Source organism: Acidimicrobiia bacterium, from assembly GCA_040880805.1.
Classification (GTDB): Bacteria; Actinomycetota; Acidimicrobiia; order IMCC26256; family DASPTH01; genus DASPTH01.
The window spans coordinates 1-19,798 of record JBBDHW010000044.1 but is presented as its reverse complement, the minus strand read 5'-3'; the positions used below and the strand labels follow the sequence as shown (position 1 = coordinate 19,798).

Here is a 19,798-nt window from a genome sequence, read left to right as displayed (position 1 = left end):
GGACGTCGGCTGGGACGTGTGCCGGCGGTGTCACCGTTCGACGGTACTGGCCGACTCCGCTCGTCGCCCGTTTGGAACCGGAGCGCACAGGGAGGCAAGAATCACGCCTGCCCCGGCGCCCCGCCCGGCGCGCCCGGAAAGCTTGGGAGTCGACCACTCATGAACATCGCCGTCTGCGTGAAGCAGATCCCCGACCCGAACGTGCCGGGGAACCTCGACGCCGACCACACTCTCGACCGCTCGGCCAAGCCGCAGATCGACGACTCCGACATGTACGGAGTGGAGATGGCGCTCCAACTCGCCGACAAGGCGGGTGGAGGTGAGGTGATCCTCGTGTCGATGGCGCCGAACGGTGAGGTCTCGGGCCTGCGCACCGGCCTCGCCATGGGATCGGCACGAGCCGTGCTCGTGTCGGACGAGGCGCTCGCCGGTTCCGATGCGCTGTCGACGGCGAAGGTGCTCGCCAAGGCCGTCGAGCGCGCGGGCGACGTCGACCTGGTGCTGACCGCCACCGAATCGACTGACGGCTACACCGGCACGATGCCCGCGCAGATCGCGGAACTGCTCGGTTGGCCGTCGCTCACGTTCGCGAAGCACGTCGAGGTCGGCGACGGCAAGGTCACCATCCAACGCCAGACCGAAGCCGGCTACGACGTCGTCGTTGCGTCGCTGCCCGCAGTGGTGAGCGTGACCGCGGGTGTCGTGGAGCCGCGCTACCCGTCGTTCAAGGGGATCATGGCGGCGAAGAACAAGCCGGTCGACCAGGTGACAGTGGCCGATCTCGGCCTGAGCCCCGACGAGGTCGGCTGGTCGGGTGCACGCCAGCAGATCGTGTCCGTTGCCGCCGCCCCCGAGCGGCAAGCCGGCGAGAAGATCGAGGACGACGGCGAGGCCTACACGCGCATCGTGTCGTTCCTCGAGGACCTCAAGATCATCTGAGAGAGGCCAAGTCCTCGACGAGAGAGAGTAGGTAAGCGGTGGCGATTTCCAAGGTGTGGGTGTTTGCCGAGGCGGACGGCGACAAGCCGTCGACCGCGACGCTCGAGTTGCTCACCAAGGCGCGTGAGCTCGGCGGGACACTCGAGGCGGTGCACATCGGCGCGAATGCCGACGCGCTCGCAGCGGGACTCGGCGAGCACGGCGCCACGACGGTGTACGCGGTGGATCCGGGTGACGCGTTGCCAGGCGTCGTCGGTGCTGCCGCACTCGAAGCGTTGATCGGAGAGCACCATCCCGAACTGGTGTTGTTCGCGCAGAGCTACGACGGCCGTGACGCGATCTCCCGCTTGTCGGTGAAGCTCGACCGCCCCGTACTCACCAACGGAGTTGCGTTGCGCGTCGACGGCGACAAGGTGATCGTGGGTGCTGCGATCTTCGGTGGCAACACGCTCGTCGACACCGAGTTCGAGGGCGAGGCGCCGTTTCTTGCTGCGATCCGCCCGAAGTCGTTCGCGGCCGAGCCGAGCGGTGGTAGCGCCGCGGCGGTCGTGGCCGTGCCCGCGCCCGACGCCGGACGCGCCGGCGAGGCAAAGGTGCTCGAGCGCCACGTGGAGGAGCGCGAAGGGCCGAAGCTCGAAGAGGCGAAGGTGGTCGTGTCGGGTGGCCGCGGGCTCGGCAGCGCGGAGGCCTACGACCCACTCGTCGAGCAGCTCGCGAAGCTGCTCGGCGGCGCGTCGGGCGCGTCGCGGGCGATCGTCGACGCCGGGTGGGTGCCGTACTCGAAGCAGGTCGGGCAGACCGGCAAGGTCGTGAAGCCCAAGCTCTACATCGCGCTCGGCATCTCAGGGGCCACGCAGCACATGGTGGGCATGAAGGGATCCGAGAACATCATCGCGGTGAACAAGGACGCCGAGGCCCCGATCTTCGGCATCGCCGACCTCGGCGTGGTCGGTGACGTGCACAAGGTCGTGCCAAAACTCATCGAGGCGTTGCAAGCGCATTCATAGCCTGGGGTGCGATGTCTCCCGACGACGCACGCGCGGCGCTCGCGGCGGTCGGCTTGGAACCCGCCACGGTCGTGCCGATCGGCGATGGTTGGGCGTCGTGGACGTTCGAGCTCGACCAATCCCGGATCGCGCAGTTCCCACGCAACGATGCGGTCGCCCGTGGCCATGCACGCGAACGCCGCTTGTTGCCCGAACTCGCGCAGCACGTGACCTTCTCGGTGCCAGAGCTGGGCACGGTGGGCGAGTGGGAGGGGCTGCCGTTCCATGTGTACGAGAAGCTCCGCGGGTCCGCCCTCACGGACGGTGCTCTCGAGTCCTCGGTGCTCGGCGCGATGTTGCGCGAGCTCCACTCGTTTCCGGTGGCGCGCGCCCGGGAACTGCTCGGGGACGCGGGAACCGTCGACGAATGGCGAATCGGTTACGAGGCGCTCTGGCGCGAGGTCGAGGGCCGCGTCCTGCCGCTGCTCGCTCCGTCACTCGCGCGCGAGGTCCAAGGTGAGTACGCGATCTTCCTCCGTGACGTCGACTTCGAGCCCGCGCTCGTGCATCGCGACCTCGGTGTGGATCACATCCTGGTCGGCGGCCGGCTGGCGATGATCGACTTCGAGGACGTCGGCATCGGTGATCCCGCCATCGACTTCGTCGGCATCTTCAACGCGTTCGGGTTGACCGCGGCGCGCGCCGCCATCGAGCACTACGGTCCCATCGACCCAGACTTCTCGGGTCGCATGCGCTTCTACCGGTGGATGGGATCGGTGCACGCGGTGCTGTACGCGCTCGACATCGGCGACGACGACCTGCTTGCCGGGGCGCTGGAACAGATCGCGGTGCGGATCGCGCCCCGGGCCCGAGCGTGCGCTGCCGTGCTCCGCGGCGACCGGATCCTGATGGTGCGCTACCTCGACGAGTTCTGGACGCTGCCCGGCGGTGGCGTGGAGCCGGGCGAGGAGCTCGAGCACGCGGCGCTCCGGGAGTTGCGCGAGGAGGCCGGGATCGGTGGAACCGTCGTTTCCGTGCTCTACCGCCGAACCTACGGTCTCGGACCTGAAGTGTGTTTCCTCGTCGACAGCGACGACGAGCCCGTCGTGACCGACGATCCGGATGTGACCGCAGTGGGGTGGTTCCCACTCGAGGACGTCGAGCGCGATCCGCAAGTGATGCGCGTGCGCGCCGCGCTCTGACGGACCTCCCGTGGCCACGACACGAGATTCATTGCCCTATTTGCTCTGCTGAGCGAAACAAACGGGGCAGTGAATCGCGGAGTTCGATCACCTACAGCCGTCTCAGGATCGTGGCGACGAGGTCCTCGACGCGCCCGTTGATGCCGGGCGTGTCCACACGCATCCGGCGTCCGGCTTGGGTCTGGATGCCATCTCCCCAGCCGGGGAGGAAACGGATTGCCGCGTGGAGGTCCCAATACGGATCGACCTCGCGTCCCGCGATCGACTCGTAACGCCGGCGGAGATCCTCGGCCGCGTCGACGCCCCACAGGATCGCGAAGTTGAGCCGGCAGTGCCCGACGTCGCGCTCGGGCATGCCGAGACGCGAGAACGTCCAGTCGACGACACCACTCAATCGTTCGCGCGACCACAGCATGTTGAATTGCTGGTAGTCACCGTGCACGAAACACGGCTCGTACGCCGGTGGCGGTTGCTGAGCTGCCGTGGCTGCGTCTCGCCAGACCGCAGCGTCGCGTGCCCACGTTGGGATCCCGAACTGGCTTGCGTCGAGAATGTCGACCACCGAATCGGTGTCGATCGCCAAGGAGTGGATGCGGGGAAGCATGGCGGCGATCTGCTCTCTCCACCTTGCCGGATCCCCCGGGGTGAGGAGCATTCGACCCGGGAGGCGAGTCATCAGCACCGTGGGTGCACCGGCGTCCTGGCCACTGGGATCGGCCGCGACCAAGCCGGGCGCAGGGAGCGTGCTCCGCTCGAGTGCTACGAGCGTGGAAGCCTCTTCACTCACATCGGTCGCGTGGTCATCGTCGTCGAGATAGCGCCGCATCACGAGTGGGTGACGTGTGCTGCGCGCGTCGACGATGTCGAGCGCGTGCACCGAGCTCGACACGCCGCCCGTCAGGGGGCGCACATTGACGAGCCGAGTCCGGCGGGTTCCAATGGCGACCTGTGCCCACTCGAGTGCGCGATCGGGGGGACGTGCGCGCATCGCGCGCATCGAGAGTGGTATCGACACAGGGAGGTGATGCTACGAGTGGAAGGGCGCGTGCAGCCGCGAATTGTCAGTGCCGGCGGCGCAAGATGCTGCGGACTGCGAGGATCGCTACGAGCCCGAGCAGTTGCCCGCCGACGATGATGCGCATCACGTCGACCGCCGGTTGCCAGGTGACCTCGCCGTCCTTCACGACGTACACGCCCACGGGCCGCGCGTTCACGCCGAAGCCCATGCCGCCACCGATGCCGCTGCCCTGGTTCCCGTTCTCACTGCCGGTGCCCTCGCCGCCGCCGCCTCCCGCGCCGCCACGGACCACGGCGACGGGGATGATCGTCACGTCGTCCACCTGGTAGGCCTCGCCGAAGACGCGGCGGACCGTCATCACGTCCTTCACACCGTCGATTCGTGCCATCGTTGCGTCGAGTCCCTCGCTCATGGTCGCCTCCCGGCTTGCTCGTCGTCAGGGTGTCTGGAACTGCACCATCACGACCTGGATCGGAAGCCCACCGGTGAGTGTGCGCACGGTCATCAACAACTTGGTGTTGTTGGTGCCGGTCCACGTGCAGTAGAGCGAGCCCGCGGCGGGGTCGCACATTTGGAACGTCCACCCACTCGTTGCCTGGTACGACTGCGCGAAGATCTGGCTCACCGCGTCGGAGCTCGCGACGTTGGCGGCGGCGGTCTTGTTTCCGTTTCGCCACGTGACGAAGAGGTACTCGGCGTAGCTCTGCGGGTCGTCGGTGACCGGTGGGAGCGGCAGCGTCGACGTGGTAGCGGGCGCGGCGGTCGACGTGGTCGTCGTCGGGCTTGTCGTCGTGGTCGCGCTGCTGGTGGTGGTCGTCGTCGTCGACGAAGCCGAGTCGGAACCATCGTCGCGGGTGACGAACACGACGACGAGCACGACGACCAACACGGCGATCAGCCCGCCGAGTGCCCAGAGCCAACGGCGCATGACTCAGAACGTACCAGCGCTACGCGAAGTCGACGATCAGCGGGGCGTGGTCGGAGGGGAGCTTGCCCTTGCGAGCGTTGCGATCGACGACCGACCACGTGATCCGCTCCGCGAGCGGCCGTGTGACGAGCGCCAGATCGATGCGCATGCCGCGGTGCTCGTGGAAGTCGCCGCGCCGGTAGTCCCAGTAGGTGAAGAGACGGTCGTCGGCATAGCAGTGGCGGAACGCGTCCTCGAGACCCCATTCGCGCAGACGCGACACTGCCGCGCGCTCGGGTTCGGTGACGTGCGTCGATCCGGTGAACGCCTTCGTCGACCAGACGTCGCGGTCTTCCGGTGCGACGTTGAAGTCGCCGAGCACCGCGACCTGATGATCGGGCGAATGGTTGCTGACGAGCCAGTCGTGCAGGCTTCCGAGCCACACGAGCTTGCGCTCGTAGAAATCCGTGCCGACCTCGCGGCCGTTGGGCACGTACGCGCTCACGACACGGACACCGCCGCAGGTTGCGGCGAGGAGGCGGGCATCGCCCTCGTAGGGGTCGACGATCTCGTCGTCGAACCCAGTGGTGACGTCGTCGATGCCGACCCGCGACAGGATGGCCACGCCGTTCCATTGGTTGTGGCCGTGGTGCACCGAGTCGTACCCGAGCGCGGAGAACGCGAGTGCCGGGAACGCGTCGTCGGCCAGCTTCGTCTCCTGCATGCACATCACGTCGGGCCGCGCGTACTCCAGCCACTCCTCGACGCGCGGCTGACGCGCCTTCAGCGAGTTGACGTTCCAGGTCGCGATCCGCACCTTGCGGACGCTACCTCGTTTCTTTTCGATGGCCTTCGGCGAGCTCGACGAGGGCGGCACGGTCGATCTGGTCGGCCCTCGCAACGGCCACGCGGCACGCGGTCTGGGCCTCGAGGGTCGACGTCCGCAGCCCGCCCTCGAGCACGGCGCGCTCGCCGAGGATCGCACCCGGCCCCACCTCCGCGATGGGTTCGCCGTCGACGATCACCGACAGGACCCCGTCGAGCAACAGGTAGAGCTCGTTGCCCGCCTCACCTTGCTCGACGAGCCGCTTTCCCTTCTTGATCGTGCGGATCTCGGGCTTCGCGTCCTTCCGCATGATGTTGACGGAGAGATCGCGTTCGAGCGCGGTCTCCACCGCGGTGACGAGCGCCTTCGAATCACGGTCTCCCCAGGGCGTGTGCTTCCCGAACGCGTCGCGGTACCAGTCCTTGAAGTCGGCGAGGCCGACCTTGGCCGCGAGTTGCCCGTCGTCGTCGTAGATCCAATGGCGCGGGAACTTGCTCGCGCCGAGCACCTCGAACTCCGAGGTGCCATCGGCGCGGATCGTGAGCCCGAGCGTGGTCCACACCGTGGGCGCTTTGAACTGCACGAAGGGGGGGTGCTTCACCCGCCGGGGTGCCGGCAGGCCGGTCTTGCCGCCGGTCGTCTGCACGAAGCGGGCGGAGCCGTCGGTGATCTCCGCAGCGTGTCGAATGTCGGGAAGCTGGGTCGCTTCGAACGTGGTGCGCAGGCGGGCGATCCGCACGGTCGTCGAACCCATGAGGCCTCCCCCGGAATATCCGGCGTCGACGATCCGCCCGCCGTCGACCTCGACCCAGGCCGAGAGGTGGTTGGCGAACCGGAAGCGGTCGGCGGCACGGAGCTCGTCGAGATCGTCGAGCTCGTCGGGCGGCGGCTCGTCGTAGTGGGTGAATCCCGCCTCGAACGTGCCCTTGAGGAGCGGTCCGGTGACCGCCTCCGACGGGATCCACGAGACGGAGCTGACCGACGACTCGATGCGCATGACCTGACCTCCCGACGTGATGGGCCGACGTGATGGGCCGGTGTGCTCCTGCCAACGGTACGGTTCGCAGCGCCCAGAGGCGAGGGGGCCAGCCGGGTCGCGCGCCGGGTGGGCAGCACCCCCCCGAACGGGGGTCCGACCCACCTTGCCGCGAGAGGGATGGAAGGCGCTCAATGGGCACCATGGGGGACGGCCGCATCACGGTGTTCTTGGCCGACGACAACGTGATCGTCCGCGAGGGCGTGCGGGCGTTGCTCGGGCTCGAGGACGACATCGAGGTTGTCGGCACGGCCGACGACTACGACAGCCTGATTGCCGGCGCCGAGGCCGCCGCGCCGCAGGTGCTCGTGACCGACATTCGTATGCCGCCGAGTTTCCAGCAGGAAGGGATCGACGCGGCGAAGGAGTTGCGCAAGCGTCACCCCGGAACCGGCGTGGTCGTGCTCTCGCAGTACGACGACCCCGACTACGCGATCTCGCTCCTCAGTGACGGTGCCGCCGGGTACGCGTACCTGCTGAAGGACCGCGTGGCCGAAGGCGACCAGCTCGCGCGTGCTGTGCGCGAGGTGGCCACGGGGGGATCGGTGCTCGATCCGAAGATCGTCGAGGCGCTCGTTCAACCGGTTACCGACGACGCCGGCCTCACCGCAGCCGACGAGGAGTTGTTGCACGAGATTGCCGAGGGCCGCCCGATCAAGGCGATCGCGGTGTCGCGGGGCACGACCGCAGCCGCCGTCGCAACGTCGGTGGAAGAGCTGTTCATGAAGCTCTCCGCAGGTGCGTCGACCGGGACCAGCGGCGCGCTCAAGCGGCTGCGCTTCCTGCACGAGGCGATCGTCGACCGTGAGGAGCAGGGCGAGCAGCTCAGCCGGCTGCTGCCGGGTGGACTCGCCGACTTGCTGCGACGCGAGGGACGCCAGATCGGCGAGACCGAAGAACTGGTCGTGACCGTGCTGATGGGTGACATCCGCGGGTACTCGTCGATCGCGGAGAACACCGACCCGTCTCGACTCGCGGTGCAGCTCAGCGAGCATCGAGCCGAGATGAACCACGCGATCCTCGCCGAGCAGGGAACCGTGATGCAGTTCGTGGGCGACGCGGTGATGGCCTGCTTCGGTGCACCGCTCCCCCTCGAAGACCACGCGGATCGTTCCGTTGCCGCGGCGCGATCGATGATCGAGCGGCAACGCGCGCTCAACGAGCGGTGGGAGGCCGACGGCCGGAGCGCGTTCGGGATCGGGATCGGTGTGTCCACCGGTCCGGTCGCCGCGGCGCTGCTCGGATCCGAGGAGCGCGTCGAGTACACGCTCGTGGGCGACACCGTGAACCTCGCCCAGAGGCTCCAGGACCTGGCGCGTCCAGCGGGTCGAATCGTGCTCAACGAGACGACGCGCGCCGCGCTGCGCGTTCCGCCCGAGTGCATCGATCTCGGAGAAACCATTGTGAAGGGACGGAACGCGCCGGTACACGCGTTCCGCATCGATATCGAGGAGATCACACCATGAGCGATGAACCAGTTGCAGGCGAAACGGTCGTCATCACGCGAGGGCTGCGCAAGACCTTCGAGTCCGAGGGCGCGCCGGTGCGCGCACTGCGCGGCGTCGACTTCACCGTGAACCCGGGAGAGTTCGTCGCGGTGATGGGCCCGTCGGGCTGCGGCAAGTCGACGCTGCTCAACATCATCGCGGGCCTCGACTCACCGACCGACGGCGAGGTGTCACTCGCCGGGGAGCCGCTCGTCGGGAAGAGCGAGGACGAGCTCGCGATCATGCGCCGCCGCCATATCGGGATCGTGTTCCAGTTCTTCAACCTGCTCGAAGGCATGAGCGTGCTCGAGAACGTGACGTTGCCCGCGGTGATCGCGGGCGCGCCGCGCAAGCGCGCCGAGACGCGCGCGCGCGACCTGCTCGACCTGCTCGGGCTGGCGGACAAGGCGAAGGACGCCCCTGGGGTGCTGTCGGGCGGCCTGCGGCAGCGGCTCGCGATCGCGCGTGCGCTCGCGAACGAGCCCACGTTGCTCCTCGCCGACGAGCCCACCGGCGCGCTCGACTCCGAAGGCGGGCACGAGGTGCTCGAGCTGTTCCGGCGGCTGCACGCCGGCGGCCAGACCATCCTGATGGTGACGCACGACGACGACGTCGCGGCGGCGGCCGATCGCATCGTGCGCATGCGCGACGGGCGGATCGAGACCGAGGCCGAAGAGACGGCCGCCGAGGCCGCCTCGCGCGCGTTCTAGGAGCCCCGTGGGCGCCGTGTGGTACCGCTTCCGCGCGGAGCTGCGCACCCGGTGGCGCTCGGTGTTCGCGCTCGCGTTGCTTGTGGGTGGCGCGACGAGTGTGGTGCTGGTGGCTGCGGCAGGTGCGCGACGAACCGATACTGCGTACTCACGGCTTTCCGCGCAGACGAACTTCTGGGACGTGCTCGTGAACCCTGATGACGGAGTTGAAAGCGGGCTCGACTCCAACGCGGTCGCAGGCCTGCCGGGTGTCGTCCAAGCGGGACGCGTCGACGGGCTGTTCCTGGCCGGCGCGGACCGGAAGGCCTCCATCGACCTCATGAACGACATCGCGTTCGCGAGCGAGGGCTCGTTGTTCTACCGCCTCGGGCGCCCGAAGATCCTCGACGGGCGCATGCCGGATCCGGCGCGGGCGCAGCAGGTGCTCGTGAACTCGCGATTCGCCGACCACCACCATGTGGGCGTCGGCGACCGGATGCGGGTCGCGGCGATCAGCGACGCGGACGTCGCCCGCGTCGAGAGTGGCGAGCTGACCGTCGAGCAGGCCCTGCAGATGGTGCGCGCCGGCCGGCTCGGAGAGCGCACGACGCTGAAGATCGTCGGGATCGGGGTCACGCTCAGCGACGTCGTCCTCGAGGGGCAGAGCGTTCCTGCCGTCGGGATCGATCCGACGGGCGGACCCGTGTACCCGTCGATCGTGAGTGGGCGAGTCCCGACCCATGACGACGAGATCGCGCTCGGCGCGCGCACGCTGCGTGCCCTGGGCATCCAAGTAGGCGACACGGTGAGCGCACGACTCGAGTCCGGTGGCACGCGCAACCTTCGCGTCGTGGGCCGGGTCGTGTTGCCCGGTGTCGGTACCTATCCCGGCTCCGACAAGACCGCACTCGGTGAGGGAGCCGTGCTGACCGGCACCGCGCTTGATCGTCTCGGTCCCGACTTCGACCAGAATCCGTTCCTCGTCGAGTTCGCGCCGGGTGCCGACCGCACGAAGTTGTTCGACACCGCCCGCGCGTTGCTGACCAACGCCAACGTCGATCCCGAGGCCCTCACGGTCGAGGGAGTGCAGCGCCCGTCGGACATCGTCGCGTACGGACGTGTTCGCAGCACCCCACTCGTGCTTGCGTGCGTGCTCGCAGTGCTCGCGGCCGCAACCGTCGCGCACGCCCTCGTGACTTCCGTCCGACGTCGGCGTCGCGATCTCGCGCTGCTCAAGACCCTTGGCTTCACGCGTGGTCAGGTGTCGAGCGCGGTCGCCTGGCAGGCGACGACCGTCGGTGCGTTCGCGTTGTTGCTGGGCATCCCGCTCGGGATCGTGCTCGGGCGCTGGGGTTGGCGCGCGCTCGCCGACAACCTCGGCACAGTGTCCGAACCTGTCGTGCCGCTGCTCGCCGTGGTCCTCGCCGTTCCGGTCGTGCTGTTGCTCGTAAATCTGGTCGCGTTCGTGCCCGGCCGGATCGCCGCGCGCCTGCTCCCTGCGACCGTGCTGAGGAGCGAGTGATGGGCGCAGTTCGCATGTGCGCGCGGTCGCTGCTTCGCCGCAGGGTGTGGGGGACGGTCGCGGTCGTGCTGCTCGTCGGCATCGCCGGCGGCGCGGTGCTCGCCGCGCTCGCGGGCTCACGTCGTACCGAGAGCGCGTACGGACGACTGCTCGACGCGACGAGCGCGGCGGATGTGATGGTCGGCACGCAGGGCTTCGGCTCGGTATCCGCCGCTCGGGTCGCAGAGCTGCCGCAGGTCGCGCGTGCGGGACGCGTGGTCGCATTCGGGCTCGCCCCGCGTCCGAAGCATGCCAGTCGGCCTGGGCCCGATGACTTCGCCGGCGTGTTCGGTATGGCGAGCGCCGACGGCGTCGCGGGATACGAGATCGATCGGTTCCGCTTGCTCGAGGGCCGCCTGCCACGTCGCGACCGCCCGAACGAGGTGCTGGTCAACGAGCTCGCTGCTGAGCAACTCCATCTGCGTAGCGGCGACGTGTTCCACGGTTGGGTCTGGAGCTACCTCGAGCTGCTCACCAAGAGTAACGAGCTCGAAGCCGAGGGCAGAGAACCCACGGACGCCGAGCTCCGGCAGGTATTCGTGCCCGTCGACCTGACCGTCGTCGGCGTTGGGCGCCCGCGTGGGGATCTGCTCGTCAACGAGAACCAGGACCAGGCCGGCATGCTGCTGACACCTGCCTTCGCCCGCCGGTTCGCCGACCGAGTGAGCTACGAGGGCGCCCTCGTCGACCTGAAAGACCCGAGGCGAGATCTCGCGTCGTTCGCGGCGGCGTTGCGACGCGAGTTCCCCGACGTCAGCCTCGATCTCCGGAGTGCCGATTCGGACGCCGCGACGTTCTCGCGCGTCGCGAGTCCCTACGTCGACGCGTTGCAGCTGTTCGCACTCGTCGCCGCCATCGCGGGATTCCTCGTGGTCGGACAAGCGCTGGCGCGGATGGTGACCGCGGATGCCGTCGACGGACCGAACCTTTCGGCGTTGGGTGCGACGCGTGCCCAACGCGCGCTCGTTGCGAGCGCCCGGGCCCTCGCTGCAGTGCTGATCGGGATCGTCTCCGCCGTCGTGTTGGCATGGGCGGCCTCCCCGATCTTTCCACTGGGGCGCGCGCGCCTCGCCGAGCCATCGCCGGGATTCAGGTTCGATACTCTCACCGTCGGCGTTGGCGTGCTCGGGGCTGCACTGCTGATCGCGCTCGTGGCCCTGACCGCCTGGCGGTCCGCCCTGGCACCGAACGAGGACACCACCGTCGCTCGACGCCGGCAATCTCGCGTTGCCGACCGATTGGCCGCCGCAGGCGCTGCGACGAGTCTGGTCAACGGCGTCCGCTTCGCGGTTCAGCGCGACCGTGCGTCGGGTTCGACATCGCTCGCGACCGCGGTGTTCGGCCTGGTCGCGGCGATCGCCACTATCGGAGCCGCGCTCGTGTTTGCGACGAACCTTGATTCGCTCGTGACCCAGCCGGCGCGGTACGGGTGGCGCTGGGACGCACTCCTCGACACGTACGACGTCGGCGCGACGTCCGATCTGGTCGCGCAGCTGCGCGACGACGGGGACCTCGTCGGCCTCACGATCGGCGCGCGCGCATCGCTCGTGCTCGATGGTCACACAGTGTCCGCGTTCGGTTTCGATCGAGTCCGTGGCGGTGCGCTCCCCAATGTTCCCGCCGGCCGGTGGCCCCATTCGCCGAACGAGATCGCTCTGGGGGTCGAAACGCTCCGCGTCCTCGGGAAGTCGGTGGGCGACACCGTCGTGACTCGTTCGCCGGACGGCGCTCTGGTCCGTCTTCGGGTTGTCGGGCGCACCACGCTTCCGTCGTTATCGCTGAACGGGACGTTCGGGCTCGGCGAGGGTGCCGCGCTCACCGCCGACGGGCTGCGCGTCCTCGATCCCGCAGCAGAGCCCACGTTCTTCCTCGTGAACCTCGCGCCCGGAGTGGCGGTGTCGACGGTCAACCGTCGGTACGGGGATATCGCGAGCGCACTCGGACCGCAGCGACCGGCCGACATCCAGAGCTACGCGCGCGTCCGGCCGACACCGCTCGTGCTCTCCGGTCTCCTTGCTGTGCTCGGCATCGGCGTGCTCGCGCATCTGCTGTTCACGTCGGTGCGGGGTCGCAGGCGCGATCTTGCGATCCTCAAGACGATCGGCTGCTCCCGTCGTCAAGTCGCGACGACGGTCGCGTGGCAGGCGACCACGTTGGTGGGCACTGCACTCGTGATCGGCATCCCCACGGGAATCGTCGCCGGCCGGTGGGTCTGGCGGAGCTTCGCGAACGATCTCGGCGTCTCGAGCACCGTGCTGCTTCCCCCGCTCGGGCTGGTGCTGCTCGCGTCTGTCGCCATTCTCGTCGCCAACGTCATCGCCGCGATCCCGGCGCGCGTCGCCGCGCGCACGCGGCCGGCTGTCGTGTTGAGGAGCGAGTGACGTGAAGGCCGTGCGCATGCTCGCGCGGGCGCAGATCCGCCGACGGTGGGGAAGCATCGCGGTGCTCACGCTGCTCGTCGGCTTCGTCGGTGTTGTCGTGCTCGCTTCGGTGGCCGGCGCGCGTCGTACTGCCACCTCGCTGGAGCGCTTCGAGGAGCGATACCGGTCGGCCGACATCGAGTTCTTTGCGGGGGACACCACGCCGGAGCAGCTGCAGGCGCTCCGCGCCACCCCTGGTGTCGCTGCCGTCGGCGTGCTCCGCCAGCTCCAGCTATTTCAGGGAGATGCCGGCTTCCTCCCGACTGGGGGGCAGACCGACCACGAATTCGGGAGGACCGTCGACCGCGCGCGGATCGTCGCGGGGCGGGAGGCGCATGGGGTCCACGAGCTCACGATCGGTGAGGGGCTCGCCGGAGAGCTCGGGCTCGGAGTCGGTGACCGTCTGCCGTTCGAGTCGTTGGCACCCGACCAGGTCGACGGGGACCTTGCCAGCGACTTCGATCCGCAGGGTCCACGCGTGGCGTTCCGGATCGTCGGCATCGTGCGACGGCCGCTCGACCTGGGGAGCAGCGGCGCCGGCGGCGGGGTGATCGTGCCCACGCGCGCATTCGTGGAGGCGTACGAGGGGCGGATCGCCAGCTTCACAGACGTCCTCCGCGTGCGGACCGAGCACGGCGACGCCGACGTGCCCCCCGTCATCGACGCGGCCCGGAAGATCTTCAGGTTGTCCAGCTTCCGTGCTCACGGCCTCGCCAGCGAAGGCCAGGGCGCGCAGAGCGCAATAGACGTCACCACCGTCGCGATCTGGATCCTCGCGGGTATTGCCGCGCTGGCTGGCCTCGTGGCGATCGCCCTCGCGCTTGCCCGGCACATGGCGCAGGTCGCCGTCGATCAGGACACGCTCCGCGCGTTCGGCCTCCGTCGGCGCGAACGTTGGGCCGCGGCTTTCGGGAGCGCGGTGCCGATCGCGGCCGGCGGTGCGCTGCTCGCGGTCGTGGGCGCGGCACTCGCATCGCCGTTGTTCCCGATCGGCGTGGCGCGCGACGCAGACCCTGCACCCGGTTTCGACCTCGACTGGGTCGCATTGACCGCAGGTTTCCTGACGGTCGTCTCGCTGGTTGCAGCCGCGAGCGCGCTGGCCGCTGTTGTCGCAACCGCGCGCCACGACCCCGACTTCTCGCGTCCCGCTCTGCCGACCCAAGCAGCATCGCGCGCGGGTATCCCTCCGGCGATGGCCACCGGCATCGGCTTCGCGCTCGAGCGGGGTCACGGTCGCGGCGGAGTACCGGTTCGCTCTTCGCTCGCGGGTGCCTCGTTCGGCGTGCTCGCCGTGGTCGCCGCGCTGCTCTTCGCCGCGAGCCTCGACCGATTGGTCACGACGCCTCGGCTGTTCGGCTGGTCGTGGGATGTCGTGACCACCGACCCCCGGTGGGACAACGAAGGATGTGCCCGCGGCGGCACCCGCCTTGCAGAGGATCCGATGATCGCGGCGGTTGCGGGGCTGTGTTACGGGGACATCGAGATCGACGGCCGTCCCGCGGTCGCCTTCGGTGTCCGTCCGGTCCGCGGGGCCATCGGGCCGACTGTGGTCGAGGGCCGCGCGCCGCGCAGCGAGCGCGAGGTCGCCCTGGGCGCGTACACGCTCGATGCGGCGGGCAAGGACGTTGGCGACGTCGTGCAGGTGAGGTCGCGTTCGCGAACGCGCCGCTACCGGGTCGTGGGTCGCGCGGTGTTCGCCACCATCCTCGACCCGCAACCGCTCGCCGACGGCGCGGCGTTCACCGCGGCCGGCATGGAACGCGCCAATGCCGTCGACGACGGGTATCTCGTCGTGCGCCTGGCGCCCGGCGTGAACCGTGCCCGTGCCCTCGCGCACCTCGAGCGGATCGCCCGACCCACCGGCTTCGAGCCCGTGGTCTCGGCCGTTCCTGCAGAGGTCGACCGGCTCCGCCAGATCGACCTTCTCCCGGCCGCGCTCGCGGCGTTCGTCGCGTTCGTTGCGCTCGTGGCAGTCGGCTACGCGCTCGTGACTGCCGTCCAAAGACGCCGACGTGACCTGGCGATCCTCAAGACGCTCGGGTACCGGCGCGCCCAGGTTCGCGCCACCGTTGCGTGGCACGCGACGACAGTCGCCGTCATCGGTCTCGCTGTCGGCATCCCACTGGGCATCGTCGTGGGACGCGTCGTGTGGCGGTGGGTGGCCGACGACCTCGGCGTGTCGACGAACGCGACCGTTCCGATGCCCGCGTTGCTCGTGCTCGTCGCCGCCGCGATCCTGCTCGTCAACCTCATTGCCGCGGTCCCCGCACGCGCGGCCGCTCGCACTCGACCCGCCGTCGTGTTGAGGAGCGAGTGATGGGTGCCGTGTGGTACCGATTCCGCGCCGAGCTCAGCACGCGCTGGCACGCGTGGCTCGGGCTCGCGCTCCTCGTCGGGTTCGCGGCCGGTGTGGTGATCGGCGCGGCTGCCGGCGCGCAACGCACCGACACCGCGTATGACCGCTTCCTCCGCTCACAACGCGCGTACGACGTCGCCGTGTTCACCGACAACCCGCTGAGCGGAAGCCCGTTCGCCTATATCGCGCCCGATGTGATCGCGCAGATTCCACAGGTTGCCGAGAGCGCCCACGGCGTTCTCATCCCGATCGCGTTCGACGACGGCATCGCCGGACTCGCGGCGACCGACGGGCGGATCGGGCGAACGATCAACCGTTTCAAGTTCGTCGAGGGCCGCGCCCCCGACCCGGAGCGCGCCGACGAGGTCGCCGTCGGCTTCGACTTCGCCGACAGCCAAGGGCTCCACGTGGGAAGCACGCTGGTGCTCGCGTACCCCGCTGAGAGCTCTGCAGCAGACGAGTGCGACAACCCTGTGTGCACGGCGTACGGCGAGGTCTCGAAGCGGATCCTCGAGGCCGTGCCGGGCGGAAGGGCGACGGTCGTCGGCATCGAAGCTTCGCCGGGCGAGTTCCCGCCGCAGGCCGGCGGCGACGGCACTCCCCCCGTCTACCTCACCCCGGCGCTCGAACATGCCGTCCGCGGTCGTCCGGGGACCGAGGGCCTCGACCGCGACGTGGTGATGGTGCGACTCGAGCGTGGAGAAGCCGACCGCGCGGCTTTTGTGCGCGGCCTCGAGAAGCGGAGCGATGGTCGGCCGGTGCGGCTCGTCGCCCAGCACGACCAGGCGGCCAACGTCCAGCGGTCGATGCACCTGCAGGCGGTGGCGCTGTGGCTCCTCGCCGGACTCGTCGCGGTTGTCGCCGTGCTGGTGCTGGGCCAGGTGCTCGGCCGCAACGCATTCCTCGAATCGACCGACTACTCGACGCTGGGTTCGCTCGGTATGTCGCGCCGCCAGCGGTTCGCGCTCGGGCTCGTGCGAGCTGTGGTGATCGGGGCGGTGGGCGGGACTCTCGCGATCGGAGTGGCCGTACTCGCGTCCGCGTTCACACCGACAGGGCTTGCTCGCATCGCCGAGCCGAACCTCGGCGTACGAGTCGACACGGCTGGGGTCGTGGTGGGAGTTCTCGCGACGATTGGCCTTGTCACGCTGCTCGCGGCCGTGCCCGCCTGGCGTGCGTCACTCGGTCCCGAAGCCTCGCAGAGGACCCCGCGCCGACGCTCGCGCCTTGCGGCCGCGGTGGCCGCGTTCGGGTGTGCGCCGACGGTCGTCACCGGCGTCGGCCTCGCGGTCGAGCCCGGCCGGGGTCGCACCGCGGTGCCCGTGCGTACCTCCATTGCCGGCGTGACTCTTGGTATCGCCGCGTTGACCGGGGCGCTCACCTTCGGCGCGTCGCTGACGAACCTGCTCGACACGCCGCGGCTCTACGGCGTCACCTGGGATCTCCAGGTGGCGAGCTTCAACGAGGGAACCGACCTGGCGCGCGACGGTATCCCGGTGCTCCGGCGCGATCCGGACGTGCGGGCGATCGGATTCGGTGGCCTGGGGCTCGGGCTCGAGATCGGCGGCCGGCAAGTCGGCATGGTCGCCATCGACGCAGTCGAAGGCGACGTGCGCCCGCCGCTCATCGAGGGCCGCCATCCCTCGGCGCCCGACGAGATCCTCCTCGGAACGCGCACGTTCCGGAGGTTGGGGGTCGAGATCGGCGACACGATCGACGTGCGCTTCCCGGGGGCGGCGCCCCGGCGTCTGCGGATCGTGGGGCGAGGCGTGCTCCCACCCGCGGCTGACCGCTCCCTCGGCGACGGTGCGCTCGTGACGTTCGACGGCGGGTCCCGCCTCGTTCCCGGGTTGGCCGATGCCGATCAGGGGAGTGCCTTCCTGCGCCTCTCGCCCGGCGCCGACGGCCGCCGCGTCGTGCAAGCACTCGAGAAGCGGCTGGGACCCGACGTCGACGCGAGCGCTGCCCCACCGAAGCCGACTGACGTCGTGAACTTCGGACGCGTCGAGAACCTTCCGCTCGTGGTCAGCGGAGTCATCGCCGTCCTGGCGGCCGCGACCCTCGCGCACGTGTTGGTGAGCGCAACGCGCCGTCGTCGCCGAGATCTCGCCATCCTCAAGACGCTCGGCTTCGTGCGTCACCAAGTGCGCGCCGCGATCGCCTGGCAAGCCAGCACTGTCGCGCTGCTCGCGCTCGGGCTGGGGATCCCGCTCGGGCTCGTTGCCGGTCGGGCGGTCTGGACCGCGTTGGCTCACGACCTCGGTGTCGTGGCGCAGCCCGTGGTCCCGATGGTCGTTGTCCTCGCGATCGTTCCTGCCGCGATCCTGCTCGCCAACCTCATCGCCGCACTCCCGGCGCGCGCTGCTGCGCGCACGCGTCCCGCAGTCGTGCTGAGGAGCGAGTGATGGGTGCGATGCGCATGCTCGCTCGCGGTGAACTGCGCACACGCTGGCGCGGGATCGCCGTGCTCACGCTGCTCGTCGGCTTCGCGGGCGGCGTGGTCCTGGCGTCGGCAGCCGGCGCGCGGCGGACCGCGTCGTCGTTCGACCGGTTTGTCGCGTCGACCCGACCCGGGCACGTGACGATCAACGTGGATGCCGGCGACACCGAGCTCCTCCGCCGGATCGAGAAGCTGCCACAAGTCGAGGCGCTCACCCGGGCCGTGGGTGTGACGGTGTTCGCGGACGGTCCCAACTACGTCGCGATCGGCGCGGGCGTCGACGGCGGCTACGGACGGAGTCTCGATCGGCCGCGGGTCGTCGGCGGCCGCCTCGCCCGCCCACGAGCCCTCGACGAAGTGGCACTCCCGGAGAGCACCGCGAAAGTGCTGCACCTCGGCCTGGGGGACACGCTCGTTCTTCGCTCCGCCACCCCCGAACAGGTGCCCCTCCTGCTGGCGAGCGAGGGGGCCCTGTCCCAAGATGACTTGGCCGGCCCGGTGATGCGGCTCCGCGTGGTGGGCATCACCCGCAGCCCGACCGACCTGAGCGTCGGCGGGACCGACGCGAGCTTCTTGATCCTCACGCCCGCGTTCCTCGACGCGTTCCAGGGTGAGATCGGCGAGTACGGCGAGGACCTCCTGCGCGTCCGTCTCCGGGGTGGCGCGTCCGACGTGGCCGGGTTCGTCGACGACGTCGAGCGGCTGGCAGGACCCGACACTGACATTGGTTTCGAGGCGACCTCCTTCGAGTCGGCCGGGGTCGAGGACTCGATCGGAGCGCTCGCTGCCGGGCTCGCCCTCTTCGCGGCGATCGCGGGGCTCGCCGGGCTCGTCGCGGTCGGCCCGGCGATCGGACGCCAGGTGTCTCTCGCCGCGATCGACGACCCGGTGCTCCGCTCTCTCGGAATGCGGCGCGTCGAGCGCGCCGCCTCCCTCGTCACACCGTTCGCGATCGTTGCCGTCGGCGGTGCGATCGTGGCCGTGATCGTCGCGCTCGCGCTGTCGCCGCTCCTGCCGTTCGGGACCGCGCGCCGAGCCGAGCCCGCACCGGGTCTCTCGTTCGACGGGCTCGTGCTGGGCGTGGGAGGCGTCGCAGTCGCGCTCGTCGCCGGCGCGTTGGCGTGCGTGTCGGGGTGGCGGGCCACCCGACGCGATGCCATCACCGATGCGAGCGCGGTACCGCGCCTCGCGCCTCGGCCGTCGTACGTATCGGACCGGCTCGCGCGCGCGGGCGCGGGCCCAACGGTCGTTGCCGGCGTTCGCCTCGCGCTCGAGCCCGGCCGAGGTCGCACCGCCGTGCCGGTGCGCGCGGCCCTTCTCGGCACGGCGGCCGGCGTGCTCGGCGTGACGGCCGCGCTGGTGTTCGCCACGAGCCTGGACCGGCTCGTGACGACGCCCTCTCGCTACGGCTGGAACTGGGACGTGGTGACCGGCGGGCCCCGGCTCCAGGCGCGCGACCTGGTGGAGAGTCCTGACATCGGCGCGGTCGGCGTCGCGACTTTCACCAGGACCAACGTCAAGCTCGACGGCGAGCCGATTGCCGCCGTCGGCTTCCGCAGCATCCGGGGAAGTGCGTCCCTGACTATCGTCGACGGGCGTGCCCCGCGTACGGCCACGGAGGTCGCCCTCGGCGGTGACACGCTCGCTCACTACGGAGTCGATCTCGGCGATCGCGTCAAGGCTTCGGGGGCCGGCGTGACGCGTACGTTCCGGGTGGTGGGCCAGGCTGTGTTCCCGCCGGTCGACGACAACGCGGTGCTGGCCGACGGCGCCGCGTTCACCGGGGAGGGCCTCGCCTCGCTGGTGCCGAAGGGCGCTCTCACCAACGACACCTATAGCCGGTACGTCGTCCGCTGGACGCGGGAGGTCGATGCGCCCGCCGCGGCCCGTCGGGGCGCGAAGGCCGCAGGTGAGCCCGTGGACCGGCCGCG

15 protein-coding genes are annotated in these 19,798 nt (G+C 69.8%); 10 read left to right on the top strand and 5 right to left on the bottom strand.

The window, feature by feature from the left end; translation table 11 throughout:
- Window positions 1-159: 159 nt before the first annotated feature.
- From WD271_11840 to WD271_11830, 3 genes are read left to right on the top strand one after another with little or no spacing between them, the layout of a single operon-like run.
- Window positions 160-939 (top strand): electron transfer flavoprotein subunit beta/FixA family protein, encoded by a 780-nt coding sequence (locus tag WD271_11840; protein MEX1008524.1) that lies wholly within the window; start codon window positions 160-162, stop codon window positions 937-939.
- A 44-nt stretch (window positions 940-983) separates the two neighbouring features.
- The gene (locus WD271_11835) at window positions 984-1,946 is read left to right on the top strand and encodes an electron transfer flavoprotein subunit alpha/FixB family protein (GenBank protein ID MEX1008523.1); all 963 of its coding nucleotides are present in this window, start codon (window positions 984-986) and stop codon (window positions 1,944-1,946) included.
- 11 nt (window positions 1,947-1,957) lie between these two features.
- Complete coding sequence (locus WD271_11830) at window positions 1,958-3,127, top strand: phosphotransferase (GenBank protein ID MEX1008522.1); 1,170 nt, start codon at window positions 1,958-1,960, stop codon at window positions 3,125-3,127.
- Between the two features lie 91 nt (window positions 3,128-3,218).
- Here WD271_11830 and WD271_11825 read toward each other — a convergent pair whose 3' ends face one another.
- The 5 genes from WD271_11825 to WD271_11805 form a co-directional block, all read right to left on the bottom strand.
- On the bottom strand, window positions 3,219-4,037 hold the full coding sequence (locus WD271_11825; GenBank protein MEX1008521.1) for a phosphotransferase: 819 nt from the start codon (window positions 4,035-4,037) through the stop codon (window positions 3,219-3,221).
- A 151-nt stretch (window positions 4,038-4,188) separates the two neighbouring features.
- Entirely contained in the window at window positions 4,189-4,557 is a 369-nt protein-coding gene (locus WD271_11820; protein ID MEX1008520.1) for a spore germination protein GerW family protein, read from the bottom strand.
- Window positions 4,558-4,581: 24 nt separating this feature from the next.
- Window positions 4,582-5,073 carry a hypothetical protein gene (locus WD271_11815; protein ID MEX1008519.1) on the bottom strand — a complete coding sequence of 164 codons (492 nt, stop codon included), beginning with the start codon at window positions 5,071-5,073 and terminating at the stop codon, window positions 4,582-4,584.
- Window positions 5,074-5,092: 19 nt separating this feature from the next.
- Entirely contained in the window at window positions 5,093-5,869 is a 777-nt protein-coding gene (locus tag WD271_11810) for an exodeoxyribonuclease III (GenBank protein MEX1008518.1), read from the bottom strand.
- 10 nt (window positions 5,870-5,879) lie between these two features.
- Window positions 5,880-6,875, bottom strand: coding sequence for a cyclic nucleotide-binding domain-containing protein (locus tag WD271_11805; protein ID MEX1008517.1), 996 nt, complete (start codon window positions 6,873-6,875; stop codon window positions 5,880-5,882).
- Between the two features lie 173 nt (window positions 6,876-7,048).
- Here WD271_11805 and WD271_11800 point away from each other — a divergent pair, with 173 nt between their 5' ends.
- The 7 genes from WD271_11800 to WD271_11770 form a co-directional block, all read left to right on the top strand.
- Window positions 7,049-8,380: an adenylate/guanylate cyclase domain-containing protein gene (locus WD271_11800; GenBank protein ID MEX1008516.1), complete on the top strand. Its 1,332-nt coding sequence runs from the start codon at window positions 7,049-7,051 to the stop codon at window positions 8,378-8,380.
- A complete protein-coding gene (locus tag WD271_11795; protein MEX1008515.1) occupies window positions 8,377-9,111 on the top strand; it encodes an ABC transporter ATP-binding protein in 735 nt (244 codons plus the stop codon). The genes WD271_11800 and WD271_11795 overlap by 4 nt, the downstream gene beginning before the upstream one ends.
- 7 nt (window positions 9,112-9,118) lie before the next feature.
- Window positions 9,119-10,612: an FtsX-like permease family protein gene (locus tag WD271_11790; GenBank protein ID MEX1008514.1), complete on the top strand. Its 1,494-nt coding sequence runs from the start codon at window positions 9,119-9,121 to the stop codon at window positions 10,610-10,612.
- Entirely contained in the window at window positions 10,612-13,032 is a 2,421-nt protein-coding gene (locus WD271_11785) for an FtsX-like permease family protein (GenBank protein MEX1008513.1), read from the top strand. Before WD271_11790 ends, WD271_11785 begins: the two co-directional genes overlap by 1 nt.
- 1 nt (window position 13,033) lies before the next feature.
- Window positions 13,034-15,388, top strand: a complete 2,355-nt coding sequence (locus WD271_11780) for an FtsX-like permease family protein (GenBank protein MEX1008512.1) — start codon at window positions 13,034-13,036, stop codon at window positions 15,386-15,388.
- Window positions 15,388-17,832, top strand: a complete 2,445-nt coding sequence (locus tag WD271_11775) for an FtsX-like permease family protein (protein ID MEX1008511.1) — start codon at window positions 15,388-15,390, stop codon at window positions 17,830-17,832. Before WD271_11780 ends, WD271_11775 begins: the two co-directional genes overlap by 1 nt.
- The coding region (locus tag WD271_11770) for a hypothetical protein (protein MEX1008510.1) at window positions 17,832-19,798 on the top strand (1,967 nt) is incomplete at its 3' end. The genes WD271_11775 and WD271_11770, both read left to right, overlap by 1 nt.

Bases quoted from the DNA above. Each gene is read 5' to 3' on its own strand.
- WD271_11840 (MEX1008524.1), top strand. From the start codon at position 160: ATGAACATCGCCGTCTGCGTGAAGCAGATCCCCGACCCGAACGTGCCG.
- WD271_11830 (MEX1008522.1), top strand. From the start codon at position 1,958: ATGTCTCCCGACGACGCACGCGCGGCGCTCGCGGCGGTCGGCTTGGAA.
- WD271_11820 (MEX1008520.1), bottom strand. From the start codon at position 4,557: ATGAGCGAGGGACTCGACGCAACGATGGCACGAATCGACGGTGTGAAG.
- WD271_11815 (MEX1008519.1), bottom strand. From the start codon at position 5,073: ATGCGCCGTTGGCTCTGGGCACTCGGCGGGCTGATCGCCGTGTTGGTC.
- WD271_11805 (MEX1008517.1), bottom strand. From the start codon at position 6,875: ATGCGCATCGAGTCGTCGGTCAGCTCCGTCTCGTGGATCCCGTCGGAG.
- WD271_11800 (MEX1008516.1), top strand. From the start codon at position 7,049: ATGGGCACCATGGGGGACGGCCGCATCACGGTGTTCTTGGCCGACGAC.
- WD271_11795 (MEX1008515.1), top strand. From the start codon at position 8,377: ATGAGCGATGAACCAGTTGCAGGCGAAACGGTCGTCATCACGCGAGGG.
- WD271_11785 (MEX1008513.1), top strand. From the start codon at position 10,612: ATGGGCGCAGTTCGCATGTGCGCGCGGTCGCTGCTTCGCCGCAGGGTG.
- WD271_11775 (MEX1008511.1), top strand. From the start codon at position 15,388: ATGGGTGCCGTGTGGTACCGATTCCGCGCCGAGCTCAGCACGCGCTGG.